Origin of the sequence: Stenotrophomonas maltophilia group sp. Smal12 (assembly GCF_037079935.1) — a bacterium.
GTDB lineage: Bacteria > Pseudomonadota > Gammaproteobacteria > Xanthomonadales > Xanthomonadaceae > Stenotrophomonas > Stenotrophomonas sepilia.
In genome coordinates, this window is record NZ_JBAWUK010000003.1 from 3,954 (window position 1) to 20,954 (window position 17,001).

The following is a 17,001-nucleotide window of genomic DNA, read 5'->3' on the forward strand; positions in this document are numbered from 1 at the left end:
ACCGTTGGCGCCATGGATGGCGCCATCGAGCCCCCATGGACGGGTTTACGGCGTGTCCTGCAAACCCACACCGCCCCGCCATTCCACGGAATGCCCGCTTTTGATGTTGATGTTGTCTCGGCGGGTGCCGGGCGCAGCCCGGCAAAATCCCTCTACCGGAAGATCACCGTGGCCTCGGTGCCCTTGCCCGGCTCGCTGGCCAGGCTGACCTTCCAGCCGAAGCGGTCGCACAGCCGGCGCACGATCGACAGGCCCAGGCCGGTGCCCTGCGGGCGGCTCGGCTCGGCGCGGTAGAACGGTTCAAACGCGCGCGACAGCGCCTCGGCGGACATGCCGATGCCGGTATCGCGCACCACCACCCGGTCATTGAGCACGTGCACGTCGATACGCCCTTCGTCGGTGTAGCTGCAGGCATTGCGCACCAGGTTGCTGACCACCACCTGCAGCACCCGCGGCGGTGCGTGCAGCTGTACCGGGCCTTCGCCGTGCAGGTGCACCGATACGGGCCGGTTGCCCAGCAGCTCGTTGGCGTTGTCCACCTCGTAGCGAACGATGTCGTTGACGTCGAACAGCTCGATCTGCGGTTCGACATCGGCCTCGCGGGCCAGGATCAGGAACGCGTCGATCACCGCTTCCATGTCGCGGCCTGCACGCTGGATGCGCTGCAGGCTGCGGCGCAGGCGCGGCTGCAGGGTTTCATCGCCCAGGGCCATGTCGCTGGCCACGCGGATGACGGTCAACGGCGTGCGCAGCTCATGGCTGGCATCACGGGTGAAGTTGCGCTCGCGCGCCACGTGCGCGCTGACCCGGTTGGCCAGCGAATGCAGTGCGGCCGCCAGCTGGCGGGTCTCGCCCTGCATGTCCGCCGGCAGCTTGTTCGGCTCCAGATCGGCCGCTTCGGGGTGGCCCGGGTCCCAGCGCGAGACGCGCCGCGCCAGCCAGTTCACCGGCGACACCAGTCGTTTGGAGGCACGGTAGGTGACCCAGCTGGCGCCATACACCGCCAACAGGGTCAGCAGCACCGGCACGATGCCGAACCAGAACGCCAGCATCTCCGCGCGCGAGCGCAGGAACACCAGGTACAGGCGACCGGCAGGCCGCACGTCGACCAGCACCAGCTGGTCGTCCTGGGGCAGCTCGTGGAAGCCAGGCTCCAGGGTGCGCAGGTTGGCCGGCAATGACAGTGCCGACTGCCCGCTTTCCAGCAGGTAGCCGCGGATGTTGTGGGTGTTGGGCGGCGGCTGCACCGGCGACGCCTCGTGCAACGTCCAGTAATAGGCCGCTTCCTCGCGCAGGGCGGCGCCGACCAGGCTGTGCTTGATCACCAGCGAGACCAGCCAGGCACCGAGCAGGATGCCCAGGCTGGCCAGGACTGCCTGCAGGATGAAGGCGATACGGATCTTGCGCGGCAGGCCGTGCGGCATTGCGGGGTCCCGGTCAGAGCGCTGCGATTATAGGCAGCGCACTGCGCCGTAGTCGTGCACGGACGCTGACCGGCGGCAACGCCGGCCGGTCATCCGTGCCCGGTGCGGGGTCGTTGCCCGGCCGGGCCTGATGCTGCACAGGCCGGGCCCCGATCAGGCCATCGGCTGGGCAATATCGGCAATGCGGTAGCCGGCGCTCTGCACGGTGTGCAGCAGCGGACGGTCGAACGGCTTGTCGATGATCTTGCGCAGGTTGTACAGATGGCTGCGCAGGGTGTCCGAATCCGGCAGGCCATTGCCCCAGATCTCGCGTTCGATCTCCTGGCGGGTGACCACGCGCGGCGATTCGCGCATCAGGATGGTCAGCAGGCGCAGGCCGATCGGCGACAGCTGCAGCTCGGTGCCGGCACGGGTAGCCCGCATGCTGACCGGATCGAGGACCAGGTCGGCGACCTTCAGCACCTCCGAACCGACCTGGCGGCGTTCGCGACGGATCAGCGCGCGCAGGCGGGCTTCCAGCTCCTGGATCGCGAACGGCTTGGTCAGGTAGTCATCGGCGCCGAACCCGAGGCCGGTGAGCTTGTCGTCCAGCGTGTCGCGTGCCGTGAGCATCAGCACCGGCGTGGACTTGCGCGCATCGTTGCGCAAGCGACGGCACACTTCGATGCCATCCAGGCGCGGCAACATGAGATCGAGCACCACGACGTCATAGCTGTTCTCCGCCGCGAGACGGTAGCCATCCAGGCCGTCCTGTGCATAGTCGACTTCGAAGCCGCGACCTTCCAGGTATTCCCCGATCATCTCGGAGATGTTGCGGTTGTCTTCGACCACCAGCACCAAGCCGGAGGTCTCCTTCGTCTGACGCATGTGATTCCCTCTAACTTCAGCTTTGTGAAACATGCCGGATCGACGGTGGACGCGATGTGAAGTTCCGTCAAGAGGTACACAAACGGTTCAGAGCAGTGGCCGGAGCAGCGGCCAGACGTTGTCCAGCACCTTCGGCTGCGCCTGCGCCGTGGGATGCAGGCCGTCGGCCTGCATCATGCCCGGCTGCAGGGCCACGCCCTCCAGCAGGAACGGCAGCAGCGGCACCTTGTACTGCGTGGCCAGCGCCTTGTAGGCCGCGGCCAGGCGCTGGCGGTAGGCCGGTCCGTAGTTGGGGGGCACGTCGATGCCCAGCAGCAGCACCTTGGCGCCGGCCTTCTGGCTGGCCTGCACCATTTTTCCCAGGTTGCCCTGCACCTGCGCCGGAGTCAGCCCGCGCAGCGCGTCATTGCCGCCCAGCGCGATCACCACCACGGTCGGCTTCTCCCTGGCCAGCAGGCCCGGCAGGCGGGTCAGCGCGCCGGCGGTGGTTTCCCCGCTCATGCTGGCGTTGACGATGCGCGCCGGGGTTTTCGACTGCTGCCTGACCCGCTGTTGCAGCAAGCTGACCCAGCCGGCGTCGGCGGGGATATTGTGGGCGGCACTGAGGCTGTCGCCGAGCACCAGCACGGTGCCGGCCGGACCTTTGGCACAGGCCAGCCCCGGCAACAGCAGGAACCCTAGCAGCAGCACCATCATCGCGCCGGCTCGCCGGCTCCATCCCGTCTTGCGCATTGGAGTCTCCTCATCGACAGCCTGTCCCCCCGCAACGCGCCCGTCGCCATCGCCGTCGACCAGGTCGGCAAATCCGTGCAGGGCCCGGAGGGTGAAGTCCACATACTGGACAACATCACCCTGACCGTCCATGAAGGCACCAGCGCGGCCATCGTCGGCGCTTCCGGTTCGGGCAAGACCACCCTGCTCGGCCTGCTGGCCGGGCTGGACCTGCCCAGCCGCGGCCGCATTGCGCTGTCGGGCCAGGACCTGGGCGGCCTCGATGAAGAGGCGCGGGCCCAGCTGCGCGCGCGCGAGGTCGGCTTCGTGTTCCAGAGCTTCCATCTGCTGCCGGCGCTGACCGCCGCCGAGAACGTCGCGTTGCCACTGGAGCTGGCCGGGCGCGAGGATCGCGCGCGGGTCGATGAAGTGTTGGCCCAGGTCGGCCTCTCCCATCGTGCCCGCCACTACCCGCGCCAGCTGTCCGGTGGCGAGCAGCAGCGCGTTGCACTGGCGCGAGCCTTCGTCACCCGCCCGCGCATCCTGTTCGCCGACGAACCGACGGGATCGCTGGACCATGCCACCGGCCAGCACGTCAGCGACCTGCTGTTCGAACTCAACGCCGGCAGCGGCACCACCCTGGTACTGGTCACCCACGACCTGCGCCTGGCGCAGCGTTGCCAGTACATCCACCGCATCGATGACGGCCGCCTGCTGCCGGTCGAGCGTGGGGCACAGGCATGAACGTGCTGCGCCACGCGTGGCGCGCACTGCGCCGCGAGGCGCTGGCCGGCGACCTGCTCACCGTGTTCGCCGCACTGGTGCTGGGCGTGGCGGTAATGACCGCGGTGGGCACGCTGGTGAACCGGGTCAACCTGGCGCTGACCGGCAGCGCGGCGGAAATGCTCGGTGGCGATCTCGGCATCGCCGGGCGTGATGACCCGCCGCAGGCATTCGCCGACGAGGCACAACGGCGTGGACTGGCCTACACCCGCATCGCCAGCTTCGGCAGCGTGCTGTTCAACGGCGATGCCAGCCAGATGGCCAGCATCAAGGCGGTGCAGGCGGGCTATCCACTGCGCGGCACGCTGCGGGTACGGGCCACGCCCGGCGGGGCGCTGATCACCGATGCCGGCATGCCACCCAAGGGCCAGGCCTATGCCGACCCACGCCTTCTGCAGGGGCTCGGGCTGAAGGCCGGCGATGATCTCGAGTTCGGCGCCGGCACGCTGCGCATCGCCGGCATCATCGAGGCCGAGCCCGACACCGGTGGCGACCTGCTGACGCTCTCCCCCACCCTGCTGGTCAACCGCGCCGACGTGGACGGCACGGGACTGCTCGGCCCGGGCAGCCGCATCAACTACCGGCTGATGTTCGCCGGACCAGCCGATCAGGTTGCCGCGCTGCGCCAGTGGTTGCTGCCGCAGGTGAAAGGCCTGCGCCTGCTGAGCGTGGATGACACCCAGCGCGGCGTGCGCCAGGCCTTCGACCTGGCCGGCCGCTTCCTCGGCCTGAGCGCGCTGCTGGCGGTACTGCTGGCCGGCGTGGCCACGGCGCTGGCGGCCAACCGCTTCGCCCTGCGCCGCATCGACCAGGTGGCGATCCTGCGCTGCCTGGGTGCGCGCCAGCGCGACATCCTGCTGGGCCTGGCACTGCAGCTGCTGATGCTGGCGGTGCCGGCCTGTGCGCTCGGCATCGGCCTGGGCATGGCCGCGCAGGAAGGCCTGGTGCAGGTACTGGGCAGCCTGGTGCCGCAGCGCCTGCCGTTGCCCGAGGCGATGCCTGCGCTGACCGGCGCCGGCATCGGCCTGCTGCTGCTGTTCGGCTTCAGCCTGCCGCCGCTGCTGCGCCTGCGTGGGGTGCCGCCGATGCGCGTGCTCAACCGTTCCTTCGCCGCCCTGCCGCCGGCGTCACTGCTGGCCTATGTGGCAGCGCTGGCAGCCAGCCTGCTGCTGGCGGTACAAGTCACCGGCGACCTGAAGCTGGCGCTGTGGGTGCTGGGCGGCCTGGCCGCGCTGGCGCTGGCGGCCGGTGCGGTCGGCTTCGTGCTGCTGCAGCTGCTGCGCGGCCTGCAGCACCGCCTGCATGGCAACTGGCGGCTGGGCCTGGCCGCGCTGACCCGGCGCCGCCTGCTCGCGGTGATGCAGCTGGTCGGGCTGTCGCTGTCGCTGTGCGCGTTGCTGCTGCTGGCAGTGACCGGCCCCGGCCTGCTGCAGCAATGGCGCGAGCGACTGCCTGCGGATACGCCGAATTACTTCCTGATCAACATCCAGCCCGAGCAGCGCGACAGTGTGCTGGCCGCATTGCGTGGACTGGGCGCCGGCGACGCCAGCATCGAACCGATGGCGACCGGCCGCCTGATCGCGATCAACGGCAAGCCGCCGCTGCGCGTAGACCGTACGCCTTCGCAGGACGGGCAGCCGTCGCAGGGCGAAGGCCAGCGTGAGGATGATGATGAAAACCGGCCGTTGAACTTCAGCTGGCGCAGCAGCTTCCCGCCGGCCAATACGCTGGTCAACGGCACGTTCTGGACGCCCGACAGCACGGCGCCCGAGGCGTCAGTGGAGATCGGCTGGGCCAAGCGTTACGGCGTGTACCCGGGCGATCGCATCACCATTGCAGTGGGCGAGCAGGAACGCGAGTTCACCGTCACCAGCGTGCGCAAGGCGGACTGGAACACCTTCCGGCCCAACTTCTTCGTGCTGTTGAACCCCAACGCCGTGGGTGACACCCCGCACAACCTGCTGTCGGCCTTCCACCTGCCGGCCGGCAAGGCGGCCGGGCTGGGCGAACTGGTGCGTGCGCAGCCGAACCTGTCGCTGCTGGACGTGGACGCGGTGATCTCGCAGGTGCGCGATGTGATGGAGCGGGTGGCGCAGGCGGTGCAGCTGGTGATGGTGTTCAGCCTGCTGGCTGGTGTGCTGCTGCTGCTGGCCGCGTTGCAGGCCACGGCCGGCGAGCGTCGCTACGACAGCGCGGTGCTGCGCACGCTGGGCGCGACCCGGCGCCAGCTGCGCGGTGCGGTGCTGGTGGAGTTCGGTGCGCTGGGCACGCTGGCGGCGATGCTGGCGGTGGGCGCGGCCGCTGCGATCGGCGTGGCGGTCTCGCAGAAGGTGTTCGAGCTGCCGTTGCTGCCGCCGTGGCCAGGGCTGCTGATCGGCGGCGTAGTCGGCATCGGCTTGAGCCTGTTGGCGGGTTGGTGGGGTACGCGGGCGATCCTGCATACGCCGCCGGCACTGGCGTTGCGTGAGGCCTGAGGCGGTTGCGCCTCCGGATGGCGTGCCGAGCAAGCCCGGCCCCACCGGCAGCCGGTGGATGCGGTGCCGGGTACGCCCGGCACCCATCTCCATCGCGGCGATCAGCCTTCCTTGGGCGCCTTTTCCACGTACTTGGCGAAGACCTCGTCGATCTGCGCGTCCTTCACCTGCTTGCCGGACTGGATCGCTTCGGCCTGGGTGAACAGCGGAATGATCATCGCCATGCCATCGAGCTTGGTCTTCAGGTGCACGCCCGGGGCCTGGCCGAGGAAGCCGTCCCAGCGCTGGCGCACCTTGGCCCAGTAACCGGCAGTGGCCTTCCAGTAGTCACGCGCCGGGGTGAAGTCGACCTCGGTTGTCTTGACGTAGTCGTTGAAGCCGAACTCGCGGGCGATCTCCACCTGGCTGCCGTCGGCGTTGCGCTGCACCTTGGTGTTGAACTGCTCGTGGGTCCAGCCATTGGGCGTGAGCGTGTGGCGGTTGACCACGGCCAGCGCGTTGTAGTCGCTGCGCTTGGTGTACTCACGACGCGGCAACGGGCGCCAGCTCAGGTCGCTGGTCCAGCTCGGCACGTTGTTGGTGTACGTCCATTTGCCGGTGCCACAGTAGCGCGGTGCATCGCTCACTTCATACACGCACTGGGTCCAGGCGCCCTGGTTCACCGCTGCGGGAATGCGGCGTACCTGCCAGGTCTGATCGGCGCTGAACTCGAAACGGCTGGGCGCTTCGTAGACCCAGTCCTGGCGCCAGTGCTTGGTGATGTGGCCGCTCTTCTCATCGAGCAACAGGTGCTGCAGCACGATGCGCTGCGGGGTGTCCTCGACCACGATGACCACTTCGCTGCCGCCGCTTCGCATCGCCGGCGCACGCTCGTAGCCGGGCTTGAGCAGCACGGTCTCGTCGAACGCGAAGTCGACGGTGTACTCGCCCTGCATGGCCAGGATGCTGTCGTGGTCGCGGGCGATGTCGGAGGGCTGCGCGCTGGCCACGCCGCTGGCAGCGAGCAGCAGCATGACGCTGGCTGTCTGGAACTTCATCGGGTCTTCCTTCGGGGTTGCAGGTTCGTTGAGAGGCCGTCCATGGCCGTCGGGCGTTCCATCAGGAAAGGATCACAGGCGGATCAGCGGCAGGTCGCCGGGAATACGCGGTGTCGGCCGGCGCGCGGCGTCGGCGCAGCAGCAATCGTCGATCGCCAGCTCGCCTTCGGCACCCTCCAGCCGCGCGATGCGACGCGTGGTGGCTGCGCCCAGCGAGGACAACGTCGACAGGCTGGCCGCCAGCGTGCGGCCCTCGTCCGCGGCATGCAGGCGCAGCGCACACAGTCGCCAGCGCTGGCCACCGAGATGGCCGGCCAGGCGCCGCCACAGGCGTTCGCCGACACTGCCATCGCTGTCGTGCTCCGGGCCCGGCGGCAGCGCCGCGACCAGCCGGTCCCAGGCCAGGAAATCGCTGTCGGGCAGCAGGTACAGGCGCCACACGCAGCGGCCGCGGGCATCAAGGAAACACAGGCTTTCGCGTATGCCCTCGCTGTCCACGCCCTGGCAGGCGTGCACGCGCACCGCCTGGCGCCAGCCCCCCAGCTCGTTGCCGTCGGCGTGGTACAGGCACAACACAGTGCCGAGCGTGGCCAGCTGTGCCGGGGTCGGCCAGGCCGCGCTGCCCTGCACGGCGATGGCGTCATTCCTGCGTGCGGACAAGGCTTGGCTCATGGGGTCACCAGGAAACGGCAAGGCTGGCGGAAAGAGTGCGGCCCGGGCTGGTGTAGCGATCCAGCACGCGGCTGGTCGGCGACAGCGTCGAACCCACATTGGACCAATCGATGTAGCGCTTGTCGCCCAGGTTGAACACGCCGACGTTGAAGGTCGCGCCCGGGGCGAAGTTCCAGTGCGCCATCAGGTCGGCCACGCCGTAGCCGGCCGGGCGATACACCGTCGCTGCAGTGACGCGGTCCTTGCGCTTGACGAAGGTACCGGCCAGTTCGACGCCCCAGGCGTCGGTGTCGTACATCAGGCCGACGGTGCTGCGCAGCGGGTCGACCGAATCCAGCGGCGTGTCCTCGGTCTTGTTGTCACCGCGCGACCAGGCCACCGAGCTGCGCAGCGCCCAACCCTGGAGCGCCGGGTTGATCTGGCCGAAGTCAACGCCAGCCTTCAGTTCGGCGCCGTAGATGCGCGCATCGGCGATGTTGCGCGACTGGAACACCATCAGGCCCTGCGCGTTGGTACCGACCAGCGACTGCGACTCGATGAAGTCCTTGTACTCGTTGTAGTAGCCGCTGACACTGACGTAGGCGGCCGGTGACAGGAAGCGCAGGCCCAGCTCCAGGCCGTCGCTGGTTTCCGGCTTCAGGTCCGGATTGGGGATGGCGGTGTAACCGAAGGCGAAGTTGGTGAAGCCCAGGTTGACGTCGTTGTACGGCGGCGAACGGAAACCATGCGAGTAGCCGGCGAACAGCGACCATTCGTCGGTGAAGCGATAGACCATGCCCAGCTTCGGCGAGACGCTGGTCTTGGTCAGCCTGGCCACCGCAACGCCGGGATTGTCGTCGGCGAAGATGCTGTCCACTTCCGGCTTCAGCTCGTAGCGATCCACGCGCACGCCCGGCACCAGCGACAGCTTGCCGCCCGCCATGCGCATTTCATCCTGCGCATACAGGCCCAGCTCGGTGGTCTTGCTGATCGGGAAATCGCGTACCGGGAAGGCGTCAGGCAGGATGGTAGTGCTGGTCTGGCCATTGGCCAGAACCTGATAGCCATCGCGCTTCTGGCGGATCTCGGTACGCGCGCCTTCGAAGCCGTAGGTGAGCGCATGTTCGACACTGCCGGTGCTGAACGCCTTGTTGAACTGCGCCTGCAAGCCGTAAACGCGCTGGTCGAAATTGAACTCGCGGTGGCGGCGGCTGCGGTTGGCGCGGTCTTCGTCGGTGACCTGGTTGGTCTCGCTGTGCTGGGTATACAGCTGCCAATGCAGGCTGTCGGCGAAGACCTTGTCCAGCGCATCCATTTCATGGGCGAACGACACGCGGGTGCGGTTCTGCGTGTCGCGCGCTTTCATGCCGGTGGTGGTGGTACGGTCGATCGAGGACAGCACGTTGGTATCGGTGGTGTCTTCGTTGCCTTCCACGGTCAGGCGGAGGCGCTGGTCCTCGCTCGGTGCATAGACCAGCTTGGCCAGGCCACTGCGACCGTCGCGGTCCTGCGGGTTGGGCGCGGTCCGGGTGTTGTCGAGGCTGCGCACATCGCCCTTGTTGCCGGTTTCCTGGCCCTGGCGATGGTTGATGTTGATCATGCCGCTCCAGTGTTCGCCGCCGAACGCGCCGGTCACGCCGCCGAGCAGGCCCTTCCACTCACCGTCGTAGCCGAACTTCAGGCCGACGTAGCTGTCCTTGCCATCCTTCAGGTAGTCGGCCGGATCCTTGGTGACGAAGGCCACTACACCCCCGAGCGCGTCGGAACCGTACAGCGAACTGGCCGGGCCACGCACGATCTCCACGCGCTTGAGCGTGTCCAGATCGGTGAAGTTGCGGTTGGCGTTGGAGAACGAGCCGATGTTGAAGCTGGTGGGCATGGCGATGCCATCGGTCTGCACGCGCACGCGGTTGCCGTCCAGGCCACGGATGCGGATGCTGCCAAGGCCGAAGCGCGCGGCGCTGCGGCTGACCGACAGGCCCGGCTCGTAGCGCAGCAGATCCTTGATGTCCTGCACCAGGTGCCGGTCCATCTGCTCGCGGTCGATGACATCGACGGTGGCCGCCACGTCACTCACTGCCCGCTCGGTGCGGGTGGCGGTGACCTGCACGCGGTCGAAGTCGCGCGCATCGGGCGCGGCGGTGGCCGCGGCGGCAGCATGGGCGGACAGGGGGAGGGCCATCCAGACGGCGAGGCAAAGGGCGGTAGGGCGGGTCATCGGGTTCGTTCGGTCAGGCAGGGGAACCCCCGGTTACCGGCACACCCGGGAGGTGCACGCGGTAGACCGAGGGGGAGAGAGCGGGCGCGGACGGGTCGCCCACCCTGCCGGCGCTGCCGGCAGGAGGGAGGGAGGCGGGCGACCAGGCCGCGGTTACTTGGTCAGGATCAGCTTGTCGTTGCTGGTGTGCCGCAGGCGGTAGAAGCGGTCGCCGTGCTGGATCAGGATTTCACGACGGCCCTTGAGCAGGGCTTCGCTGTCGATGACCTCTTCCGGCGGAACGACACGGACCGGACGATCGCGGAGGGTCAGCGTTTCGGGGCGCAGCAGTACAGGTTGAGCATTCATGAGCATCTGGACTCGTGCGAGGGACGAGTCAAATGATAATGATTCTCAGTTGACAATCAACAACCATTCTCAATTTGATTGATGTGATTAATGATCGAATTCTGCAATTCGATAGATCCCGTCAATCAAATCGCGACTCTACCGAGGCACGAGCCCGAGCCGGCCCGACCGAGGCCCAGGCCCGGTCGGCCCCGGGGTTCAGGCGAAGGCGGCCTCGACCTGCGCCCAGCCAGCCGCATCGACCTGCTCCAGCACCTCCAGCGCCTGCAGGTTCTGCAGCAGCTGGCTGACCCGGCTGGCGCCGAGGATCACGCTGGAGACGTTCGGATTGCGCAGGCACCAGGCAATCGCCAGCGTGGCCGGGGCGTGGCCCAGCTCACGCGCTGCTTCGCTGAAGCGGCGCACCTGGGCCAGGCGGGCCTCGGAGTCGTCACCCAGCACCAGCGCCTGCAGCCATTCCATGCCCTCGCGGCCCAGCCGCGCATCGGCCGGAATGCCCTGGTCGTACTTGCCGGTCAGCAGGCCCGAGGCCAGCGGCGAGAAGATGGTGGTGCCCAGGCCGGCACTGGCATACAGCGGCGCATACTCGACCTCGACGCGTTCGCGGTGCAGCAGGTTGTACTGCGGCTGCTCCATCGACGGGCCCTGCAGGTTGCGTGCTTCGGCGATGTCCAGCGCCTGCTGGATCTGCATCGCCGACCACTCCGAGGTCCCCCAGTAGAGGATCTTGCCCTGCCGCACCAGCGTATCCATGGCATGCACGGTCTCGGCGATCGGCGCGTCCGGATCCGGGCGATGGCAGTAATAAAGGTCCAGGTAGTCCACCCGCAGGCGCTTGAGCGCGGCATGGCAGGCGTCGGTCACATGCTTGCGCGACAGGCCGCGCTGGGTTGGCCGTGGGTCCCTGGCGCTGCCGAAGAACACCTTGCTGGAGACACAGATGCCGTCGCGCGGCAGGCGCAGGTCGGCGATCACATCGCCCATCACCTGTTCGGCGCGGCCGTTGGCATAGCCCTCGGCGTTGTCGAAGAAGTTGACGCCGTGGTCCCAGGCGGCAGCCACCAGGTTGCGGGCCTCGTCGCGTGGGATCTGGTCACCGAAGGTCACCCAGGCGCCGAAGGACAGGGCGGAAATCGGCAGGCCGGTGGAGCCCAGGCGGCGGTATTGCATGCGAATCTCCTGCTGCGGGCCCGCATCCGGGCCGGGATCGAGCCCCATTCTACCTGCCGCCGCCGGCCGCAAGCCCTTGCCGTTGCTGGCCTGATCGGTACCGATGGGCGCGCGCACGCTGCTTTTTCTTGCCCCGGCCCCTGCCCTGCACTAGGCTTCCCGTTTTTCGCGACGCCCCAGGGGAGTCACTCACATGGTCGAAGGTTTGGGCAGGATCGGCTTCGGCCTGTTCGGGTTGGCGGTGCTGATCGGCATCACCTGGTTGTTTTCCAACAACAAGCGTGCGGTTGACTGGAAGCTGGTTGCCACCGGTATCACCCTGCAGATCGCCTTCGCGGCGCTGGTGATCCTGGTGCCGGGCGGGCGCGACGTGTTCGATGCGCTGGGCAAGGGCTTCGTCAAGGTCCTGAGCTTCGTCAACGAGGGTTCGGGCTTCATCTTCGGCTCGTTGATGGACACCAAGAACTACGGCTTCATCTTCGCCTTCCAGGTGCTGCCGACCATCATCTTCTTCTCGGCGCTGATGGGGGTCATGTACCACCTCAACGTCATGCAGGCGATCGTGCGCGTGATGGCCTGGTCGATCACCAAGGTGATGCGCGTGTCCGGCGCGGAAACCACCAGCGTCTGCGCCAGCGTCTTCATCGGCCAGACCGAGGCGCCGCTGACCGTGCGCCCGTACATCGCCAGGATGACCCAGTCCGAGCTGCTGACCATGATGATCGGCGGCATGGCCCACATCGCCGGCGGCGTGCTGGCGGCCTACGTGGGCATGCTCGGCGGCGGCGACCCGGTGCAGCAGGCCTTCTACGCCAAGCACCTGCTGGCGGCGAGCATCATGGCCGCACCGGCCACCCTGGTCGTGGCCAAGCTGCTGATTCCGGAAACGGGCACCCCGCTGACCCGCGGCACGGTGAAGATGGAAGTCGAGAAGACCTCCAGCAACATCATCGACGCGGCCGCTGCCGGTGCCGCTGACGGCCTGAAGCTGGCGCTGAACATCGGCGCGATGCTGCTGGCCTTCATCGCCCTGATCGCGCTGCTGAACGCCCCGCTGACCTGGATCGGCGATGTGACCGGCCTTGCCGCTGCCATCGGCAAGCCGACCAACCTGTCGACCATCTTCGGTTACGTGCTGGCCCCGATTGCCTGGGTGATCGGTACCCCGTGGGCTGATGCCACCACCGTCGGTTCGCTGATCGGCCAGAAGGTCGTGATCAACGAGTTCGTGGCCTACACCGAGCTGTCGCAGATCGTGAACGGCCAGGTGGCGGGCGTGAGCCTGTCCGACGAAGGTCGCCTGATCGCCACCTACGCGCTGTGCGGCTTTGCCAACTTCAGCTCGATCGCGATCCAGATCGGCGGCATCGGCGGCCTGGCGCCGGAACGTCGCCACGATCTGGCCAAGTTCGGCCTGCGCGCGGTGTTGGGCGGTACCATTGCCACCTTCATGACGGCGACCATCGCCGGCGTGCTGACGCACTTCAGTTGAACCCCTGGTTGAGAAAAGATTTCCTATGAGCAGCAGTGTCGTTGTCGTCGGTTCCTTCAATGTCGATCACGTGTGGCGGTGCGAGTCGCTGCCGGCACCGGGTGCGACCATTGCCGGCCGCTACAGCACCGGCCCCGGTGGCAAGGGCTTCAACCAGGCGGTCGCGGCCTGCCGCGCCGGCGCCGACACGCACTTCGTGTGCGCGCTGGGCGATGACGCCGGCGGCGCCACCGCACGCGAACTGGCCGCGCACGATGGCTTCGGCCTGATTGCCGAAGCCAGCAGCGAGCCGACCGGCACTGCGGGCATCTACGTGGACGCGCGTGGCCGCAACACCATCGTGATCGGCCCGGGCGCCAACGCCGCGCTCAGCACCGACTTCCTGCAACAGCAGCAGGCATTGCTGACCGGCGCCAAGGTAGTGCTGGTACAGTTGGAATCGCCGGTGCAGACCATCGAAGCGGCGCTGGCCACGGCCCGCGAGGCCGGTGTCACCACCGTGCTCAACACCGCACCGGCCGACGCGCCCTCGACCATCGGCCTGCTCAAGCTGGCCGATGTGATCACCCCGAACGAGACCGAGTTCGCCGCGCTGCTCGGCCGCCATGTCGGTGAGCGCGTGGATGCCAACGATGTCGCCGCGCTGGATGGCGCCAGCCTGCATGCGCTCTGCCGCAAGCTGGTCGGCAACGGTACCGTGGTGGTGACCCTGGGTTCGGTGGGCGTGTTCGTCTCGCATGCCGACGAGAACCTGCGCGGCGATAGCCAGCCGTACTACCGCGTCGGCGCCGAGCAGGTGCAGGCCATCGACACCACCGGTGCCGGTGATGCCTTCAACGGTGCGCTGGCCGCGTCGCTGGCGCAGGTGGCCGACGCCCCGTTCGCCCGCCACGTGCGCTTTGCCAACCAGTTCGCCGGTCGCTCGACCGAGAAGGAAGGCGCTGCAGCGGCAATGCCGCGCTTCACCCCGGCCGACGCCGAAGCCAAGTAATTCCACGCCACGCGTGGATGACAAGGCCCGGGTGTACAGGCACCTGGGCCTTTCTTTTGCCCATTGCCCAGCCCCTGCGACCGCCTGTCGCATTGCCCACATCCTGCCCCTCGCTCACGATCCGCGCAGCTTCCTTGCACGGGCAGGACATGGACGGATTCCCCTGGTTGCTGGTCGCGGCCGCAGGCAGTGCCGCTGCGGCGCTGCTGCATATCGGCTGCATCGGCTTCGGCGCCGCGTGGTACAGATACTTCGGTGCCGGCCAGCGCGTGGTCCGGCTCGCGCATGCGGGGCACTGGTGGCCACCGCTGATGACCGCCGGCATCACTGCCTTGCTGGTGGCCTGGACCCTGTACGCACTGGCCGCCGCGGGCTGGCATTCGCCACTGCCGGCCAGTCGCCTGGTCCTGCCCGCCATCGCTGCCTTGCTGCTGCTGCGCGCCGCGATGGGCTTCGGCCTGGCGTTGTTCCGGCCGGGGTACAACGGCCGGCGCTTCTGGGTGGTCAGTTCGCTGGCCTGCCTGGGCCTGGGGCTGGCCTTCGCCCTGGGTACCCGCCAGGCCTGGCAGAGCCTGGGTTAGCCACCTACCATCGCCCGCCCTTGGGGGCGGCGGAAGCAACCGTCAAGCATCTGCTGATGCCGGTACGGCATGAGGTCGGTGCCGATCGGCCTGAACCCGGGGCCCGCCGACACCGCCCAGGCCGCGCCCGCGCTCTACAATGGGCGCATGCAGATCGGCCCGTACACCATTGCCCCCAACGTCGTGCTGGCGCCCATGGCCGGCGTCACCGACAAGCCCTTCCGCCTGCTGTGCAAACGGCTGGGCGCGGGACTGGCCGCCTCGGAAATGACCATCAGCGACCCGCGCTTCTGGAACACGCGCAAGTCGATCCACCGCATGGACCATGACGGCGAACCGGCACCGATCAGCGTACAGATCGCCGGCACCGAGCCGCAGCAGCTGGCCGAAGCCGCGCGCTACAACGTCGACCACGGCGCGCAGATCATCGACATCAACATGGGCTGCCCGGCCAAGAAGGTGTGCAACGCCTGGGCCGGCTCGGCGCTGATGCGCGACGAGCAGCTGGTGGCGCGCATCCTCGAAGCCGTGGTCAACGCGGTGGACGTGCCGGTCACCCTGAAGATCCGCACCGGTTGGGACTGTGACCACCGCAATGGGCCCGTCATTGCCCGGATTGCCGAAAACAGCGGCATCGCCGCGCTGGCCGTGCACGGCCGCACCCGCGACCAGCATTACACCGGCCAGGCCGAGTACGCCACCATCGGCGAGATCAAGGCCGCGCTGCGCATTCCGGTGATCGCCAATGGCGATATCGATTCGCCGCAGAAGGCCGCCTACGTGCTGCAGCAGACCGGCGTGGATGCGGTGATGATCGGCCGCTCGGCGCAGGGCCGGCCGTGGATCTTCCGCGAAGTGGCGCATTACCTGGCCACCGGGCAGGAACTGCCGCCGCCATCGCTGGCCGAAGTGCGCGACATCCTGCTCGGCCACCTGCATGCGCTGCACGCGTTCTACGGTGAACCGCAGGGCGTGCGCATCGCGCGCAAGCACCTGGGCTGGTATGCCAGGGACCGGCCGGAGAACGCCGCCTTCCGTGCGGTGGTCAACCGTGCCGAAGACCCGCAGAGCCAGATCGCGCTGACCACCGAGTACTTCGACCGCCTGATTGCCGGGGAACCGGCGCTGCCTTCGGCGGCCTGACCGCACTGCCGCGTCACAACGTCGAGCCTGCTCGACCGAATTGAACTCCCAGAGCCCGCCTCCATGACCCCGCCGATCTCCTCTCCGACCTACCTGCACGGGTTTTCCGGCACCGAACAGCAGCGCCTGATGACCCAGGCGCGCCTGCTGGAATCGAGCATCTTCGGCCAGATCGACTACAGCGGTGCACGGCGCCTGCTGGAAGTCGGCAGCGGCGTCGGTGCGCAGACCGAGATCCTGCTGCGCCGCTTCCCCGAGCTGCACGTGACCGGCGTGGACCTGAGCGAAACGCAGCTGGCCACGGCGCGCGAGAACCTGGCGCGCACGCCGTGGTGCAGCGACCGCTACACCCTGCAGCAGGCCGATGCCGGCGAACTGCCGTTCGAGGCCCGCAGCTTCGATGCGGCATTCCTGTGCTGGGTGCTGGAACACGTCCCCTCCCCTGCCCGCGTGCTGAGCGAAGTGCGCCGCGTGCTGGCACCGGGTTCGCCGGTCTACATCACCGAAGTGATGAATGCCTCGTTCCTGCTCGACCCGTACTCGCCGCACATCTGGCGCTACTGGATGGCCTTCAACGACTTCCAGTACGACCACGGCGGCGACCCGTTCGTCGGCGCCAAGCTGGGCAACCTGCTGCTAGCCGGCGGCTTCCGCGACGTGCATACCGAGATCAAGACCATCCACCTGGACAACCGCGAACCGGCGCGTCGCAAGACCATGATCGCGTTCTGGGAGCAGCTGCTGCTGTCGGCGGCCGACCAGCTGCTGCAGGCCGGCTCGGTGGACGAGGACACCGTGGAAGGCATGCGCCGCGAGTTCCGCCTGGTGCAGAACGACCCGAATGCGGTGTTCTTCTACTCGTTCGTGCAGGGCCGCGCGACGGTGTATTGAGCCGACGCGGCACTAATGCTCCCGCATCCACGCATGGCGTGGATCTACTCAACGGCACCGGCTGCGGGCGCTGATCGACGCAGTAGAGCCACGCCATGCGTGGCTGCCAACGCCGATGTCCCTTCATCCACGCATGGCGTGGATCTACTCAACGGCGCCGGCTGCGGGTGCTGATCGACGCAGTAGAGCCACGCCATGCGTGGCTGCCACCGCCGATGTC

15 protein-coding genes are annotated in these 17,001 nt (G+C 68.0%); 7 read left to right on the forward strand and 8 right to left on the reverse strand.

Going from position 1 to position 17,001, the window contains the following annotated elements; all coding sequences use genetic code 11:
• Nucleotides 1-152: 152 nt before the first annotated feature.
• The 3 genes from WDC87_RS02085 to WDC87_RS02095 all read right to left on the reverse strand — a co-directional run bounded on the left by WDC87_RS02085 (nt 153) and on the right by WDC87_RS02095 (nt 3,023).
• Nucleotides 153-1,424, reverse strand: coding sequence for a HAMP domain-containing sensor histidine kinase (locus tag WDC87_RS02085; protein ID WP_005415333.1), 1,272 nt, complete (start codon nt 1,422-1,424; stop codon nt 153-155).
• A 153-nt stretch (nt 1,425-1,577) separates the two neighbouring features.
• Nucleotides 1,578-2,291, reverse strand: a complete 714-nt coding sequence (locus WDC87_RS02090) for a response regulator transcription factor (RefSeq protein ID WP_002811889.1) — start codon at nt 2,289-2,291, stop codon at nt 1,578-1,580.
• Nucleotides 2,292-2,378: 87 nt separating this feature from the next.
• Complete coding sequence (locus WDC87_RS02095) at nt 2,379-3,023, reverse strand: arylesterase (RefSeq protein ID WP_061478363.1); 645 nt, start codon at nt 3,021-3,023, stop codon at nt 2,379-2,381.
• A gap of 75 nt (nt 3,024-3,098) precedes the next feature.
• Here WDC87_RS02095 and WDC87_RS02100 point away from each other — a divergent pair, with 75 nt between their 5' ends.
• Both WDC87_RS02100 and WDC87_RS02105 read left to right on the forward strand, forming a co-directional pair.
• Nucleotides 3,099-3,746: an ATP-binding cassette domain-containing protein gene (locus WDC87_RS02100; RefSeq protein WP_088497863.1), complete on the forward strand. Its 648-nt coding sequence runs from the start codon at nt 3,099-3,101 to the stop codon at nt 3,744-3,746.
• A complete protein-coding gene (locus tag WDC87_RS02105) occupies nt 3,743-6,259 on the forward strand; it encodes an FtsX-like permease family protein (RefSeq protein ID WP_252745170.1) in 2,517 nt (838 codons plus the stop codon). Before WDC87_RS02100 ends, WDC87_RS02105 begins: the two co-directional genes overlap by 4 nt.
• Nucleotides 6,260-6,360: 101 nt before the next feature.
• Here WDC87_RS02105 and WDC87_RS02110 read toward each other — a convergent pair whose 3' ends face one another.
• The 5 genes from WDC87_RS02110 to WDC87_RS02130 all read right to left on the reverse strand — a co-directional run bounded on the left by WDC87_RS02110 (nt 6,361) and on the right by WDC87_RS02130 (nt 11,683).
• Entirely contained in the window at nt 6,361-7,296 is a 936-nt protein-coding gene (locus WDC87_RS02110) for a DUF6607 family protein (protein WP_252745169.1), read from the reverse strand.
• A gap of 72 nt (nt 7,297-7,368) precedes the next feature.
• Nucleotides 7,369-7,968 (reverse strand): Hemin transport protein, encoded by a 600-nt coding sequence (locus WDC87_RS02115; protein WP_252745168.1) that lies wholly within the window; start codon nt 7,966-7,968, stop codon nt 7,369-7,371.
• Between the two features lie 4 nt (nt 7,969-7,972).
• Entirely contained in the window at nt 7,973-10,165 is a 2,193-nt protein-coding gene (locus tag WDC87_RS02120; protein ID WP_289852700.1) for a TonB-dependent hemoglobin/transferrin/lactoferrin family receptor, read from the reverse strand.
• Between the two features lie 153 nt (nt 10,166-10,318).
• The gene (locus WDC87_RS02125) at nt 10,319-10,513 is read right to left on the reverse strand and encodes a hemin uptake protein HemP (protein ID WP_005412278.1); all 195 of its coding nucleotides are present in this window, start codon (nt 10,511-10,513) and stop codon (nt 10,319-10,321) included.
• 198 nt (nt 10,514-10,711) lie between these two features.
• Complete coding sequence (locus WDC87_RS02130; RefSeq protein ID WP_072167870.1) at nt 10,712-11,683, reverse strand: aldo/keto reductase; 972 nt, start codon at nt 11,681-11,683, stop codon at nt 10,712-10,714.
• Between the two features lie 193 nt (nt 11,684-11,876).
• On the opposite strand from WDC87_RS02130, the gene WDC87_RS02135 reads away from it, so the two are divergent.
• The 5 genes from WDC87_RS02135 (at nt 11,877) to WDC87_RS02155 (ending at nt 16,781) form a co-directional block, all read left to right on the forward strand.
• The gene (locus tag WDC87_RS02135; protein ID WP_252745166.1) at nt 11,877-13,175 is read left to right on the forward strand and encodes a nucleoside transporter C-terminal domain-containing protein; all 1,299 of its coding nucleotides are present in this window, start codon (nt 11,877-11,879) and stop codon (nt 13,173-13,175) included.
• A gap of 25 nt (nt 13,176-13,200) precedes the next feature.
• Nucleotides 13,201-14,166 carry a ribokinase gene (locus tag WDC87_RS02140; RefSeq protein ID WP_088497859.1) on the forward strand — a complete coding sequence of 322 codons (966 nt, stop codon included), beginning with the start codon at nt 13,201-13,203 and terminating at the stop codon, nt 14,164-14,166.
• Between the two features lie 149 nt (nt 14,167-14,315).
• Nucleotides 14,316-14,747, forward strand: coding sequence for a hypothetical protein (locus WDC87_RS02145; protein WP_252745165.1), 432 nt, complete (start codon nt 14,316-14,318; stop codon nt 14,745-14,747).
• A 147-nt stretch (nt 14,748-14,894) separates the two neighbouring features.
• Nucleotides 14,895-15,890 carry a tRNA dihydrouridine synthase DusB gene (gene dusB / locus WDC87_RS02150; RefSeq protein WP_072167924.1) on the forward strand — a complete coding sequence of 332 codons (996 nt, stop codon included), beginning with the start codon at nt 14,895-14,897 and terminating at the stop codon, nt 15,888-15,890.
• A gap of 63 nt (nt 15,891-15,953) precedes the next feature.
• Nucleotides 15,954-16,781, forward strand: coding sequence for a class I SAM-dependent methyltransferase (locus WDC87_RS02155; RefSeq protein ID WP_061478371.1), 828 nt, complete (start codon nt 15,954-15,956; stop codon nt 16,779-16,781).
• Nucleotides 16,782-17,001 lie beyond the last annotated feature (220 nt).

What these genes read in the sequence shown, in the direction of transcription:
- WDC87_RS02120 (WP_289852700.1), bottom strand. Translation starts at nt 10,165, where the DNA reads ATGACCCGCCCTACCGCCCTTTGCCTCGCCGTCTGGATGGCCCTCCCC.
- WDC87_RS02140 (WP_088497859.1), top strand. Translation starts at nt 13,201, where the DNA reads ATGAGCAGCAGTGTCGTTGTCGTCGGTTCCTTCAATGTCGATCACGTG.
- WDC87_RS02110 (WP_252745169.1), bottom strand. Translation starts at nt 7,296, where the DNA reads ATGAAGTTCCAGACAGCCAGCGTCATGCTGCTGCTCGCTGCCAGCGGC.
- WDC87_RS02130 (WP_072167870.1), bottom strand. Translation starts at nt 11,683, where the DNA reads ATGCAATACCGCCGCCTGGGCTCCACCGGCCTGCCGATTTCCGCCCTG.
- WDC87_RS02145 (WP_252745165.1), top strand. Translation starts at nt 14,316, where the DNA reads ATGGACGGATTCCCCTGGTTGCTGGTCGCGGCCGCAGGCAGTGCCGCT.
- WDC87_RS02105 (WP_252745170.1), top strand. Translation starts at nt 3,743, where the DNA reads ATGAACGTGCTGCGCCACGCGTGGCGCGCACTGCGCCGCGAGGCGCTG.
- WDC87_RS02085 (WP_005415333.1), bottom strand. Translation starts at nt 1,424, where the DNA reads ATGCCGCACGGCCTGCCGCGCAAGATCCGTATCGCCTTCATCCTGCAG.
- WDC87_RS02135 (WP_252745166.1), top strand. Translation starts at nt 11,877, where the DNA reads ATGGTCGAAGGTTTGGGCAGGATCGGCTTCGGCCTGTTCGGGTTGGCG.
- WDC87_RS02095 (WP_061478363.1), bottom strand. Translation starts at nt 3,023, where the DNA reads ATGCGCAAGACGGGATGGAGCCGGCGAGCCGGCGCGATGATGGTGCTG.
- WDC87_RS02090 (WP_002811889.1), bottom strand. Translation starts at nt 2,291, where the DNA reads ATGCGTCAGACGAAGGAGACCTCCGGCTTGGTGCTGGTGGTCGAAGAC.
- WDC87_RS02125 (WP_005412278.1), bottom strand. Translation starts at nt 10,513, where the DNA reads ATGAATGCTCAACCTGTACTGCTGCGCCCCGAAACGCTGACCCTCCGC.
- dusB (WP_072167924.1), top strand. Translation starts at nt 14,895, where the DNA reads ATGCAGATCGGCCCGTACACCATTGCCCCCAACGTCGTGCTGGCGCCC.
- WDC87_RS02115 (WP_252745168.1), bottom strand. Translation starts at nt 7,968, where the DNA reads ATGAGCCAAGCCTTGTCCGCACGCAGGAATGACGCCATCGCCGTGCAG.
- WDC87_RS02155 (WP_061478371.1), top strand. Translation starts at nt 15,954, where the DNA reads ATGACCCCGCCGATCTCCTCTCCGACCTACCTGCACGGGTTTTCCGGC.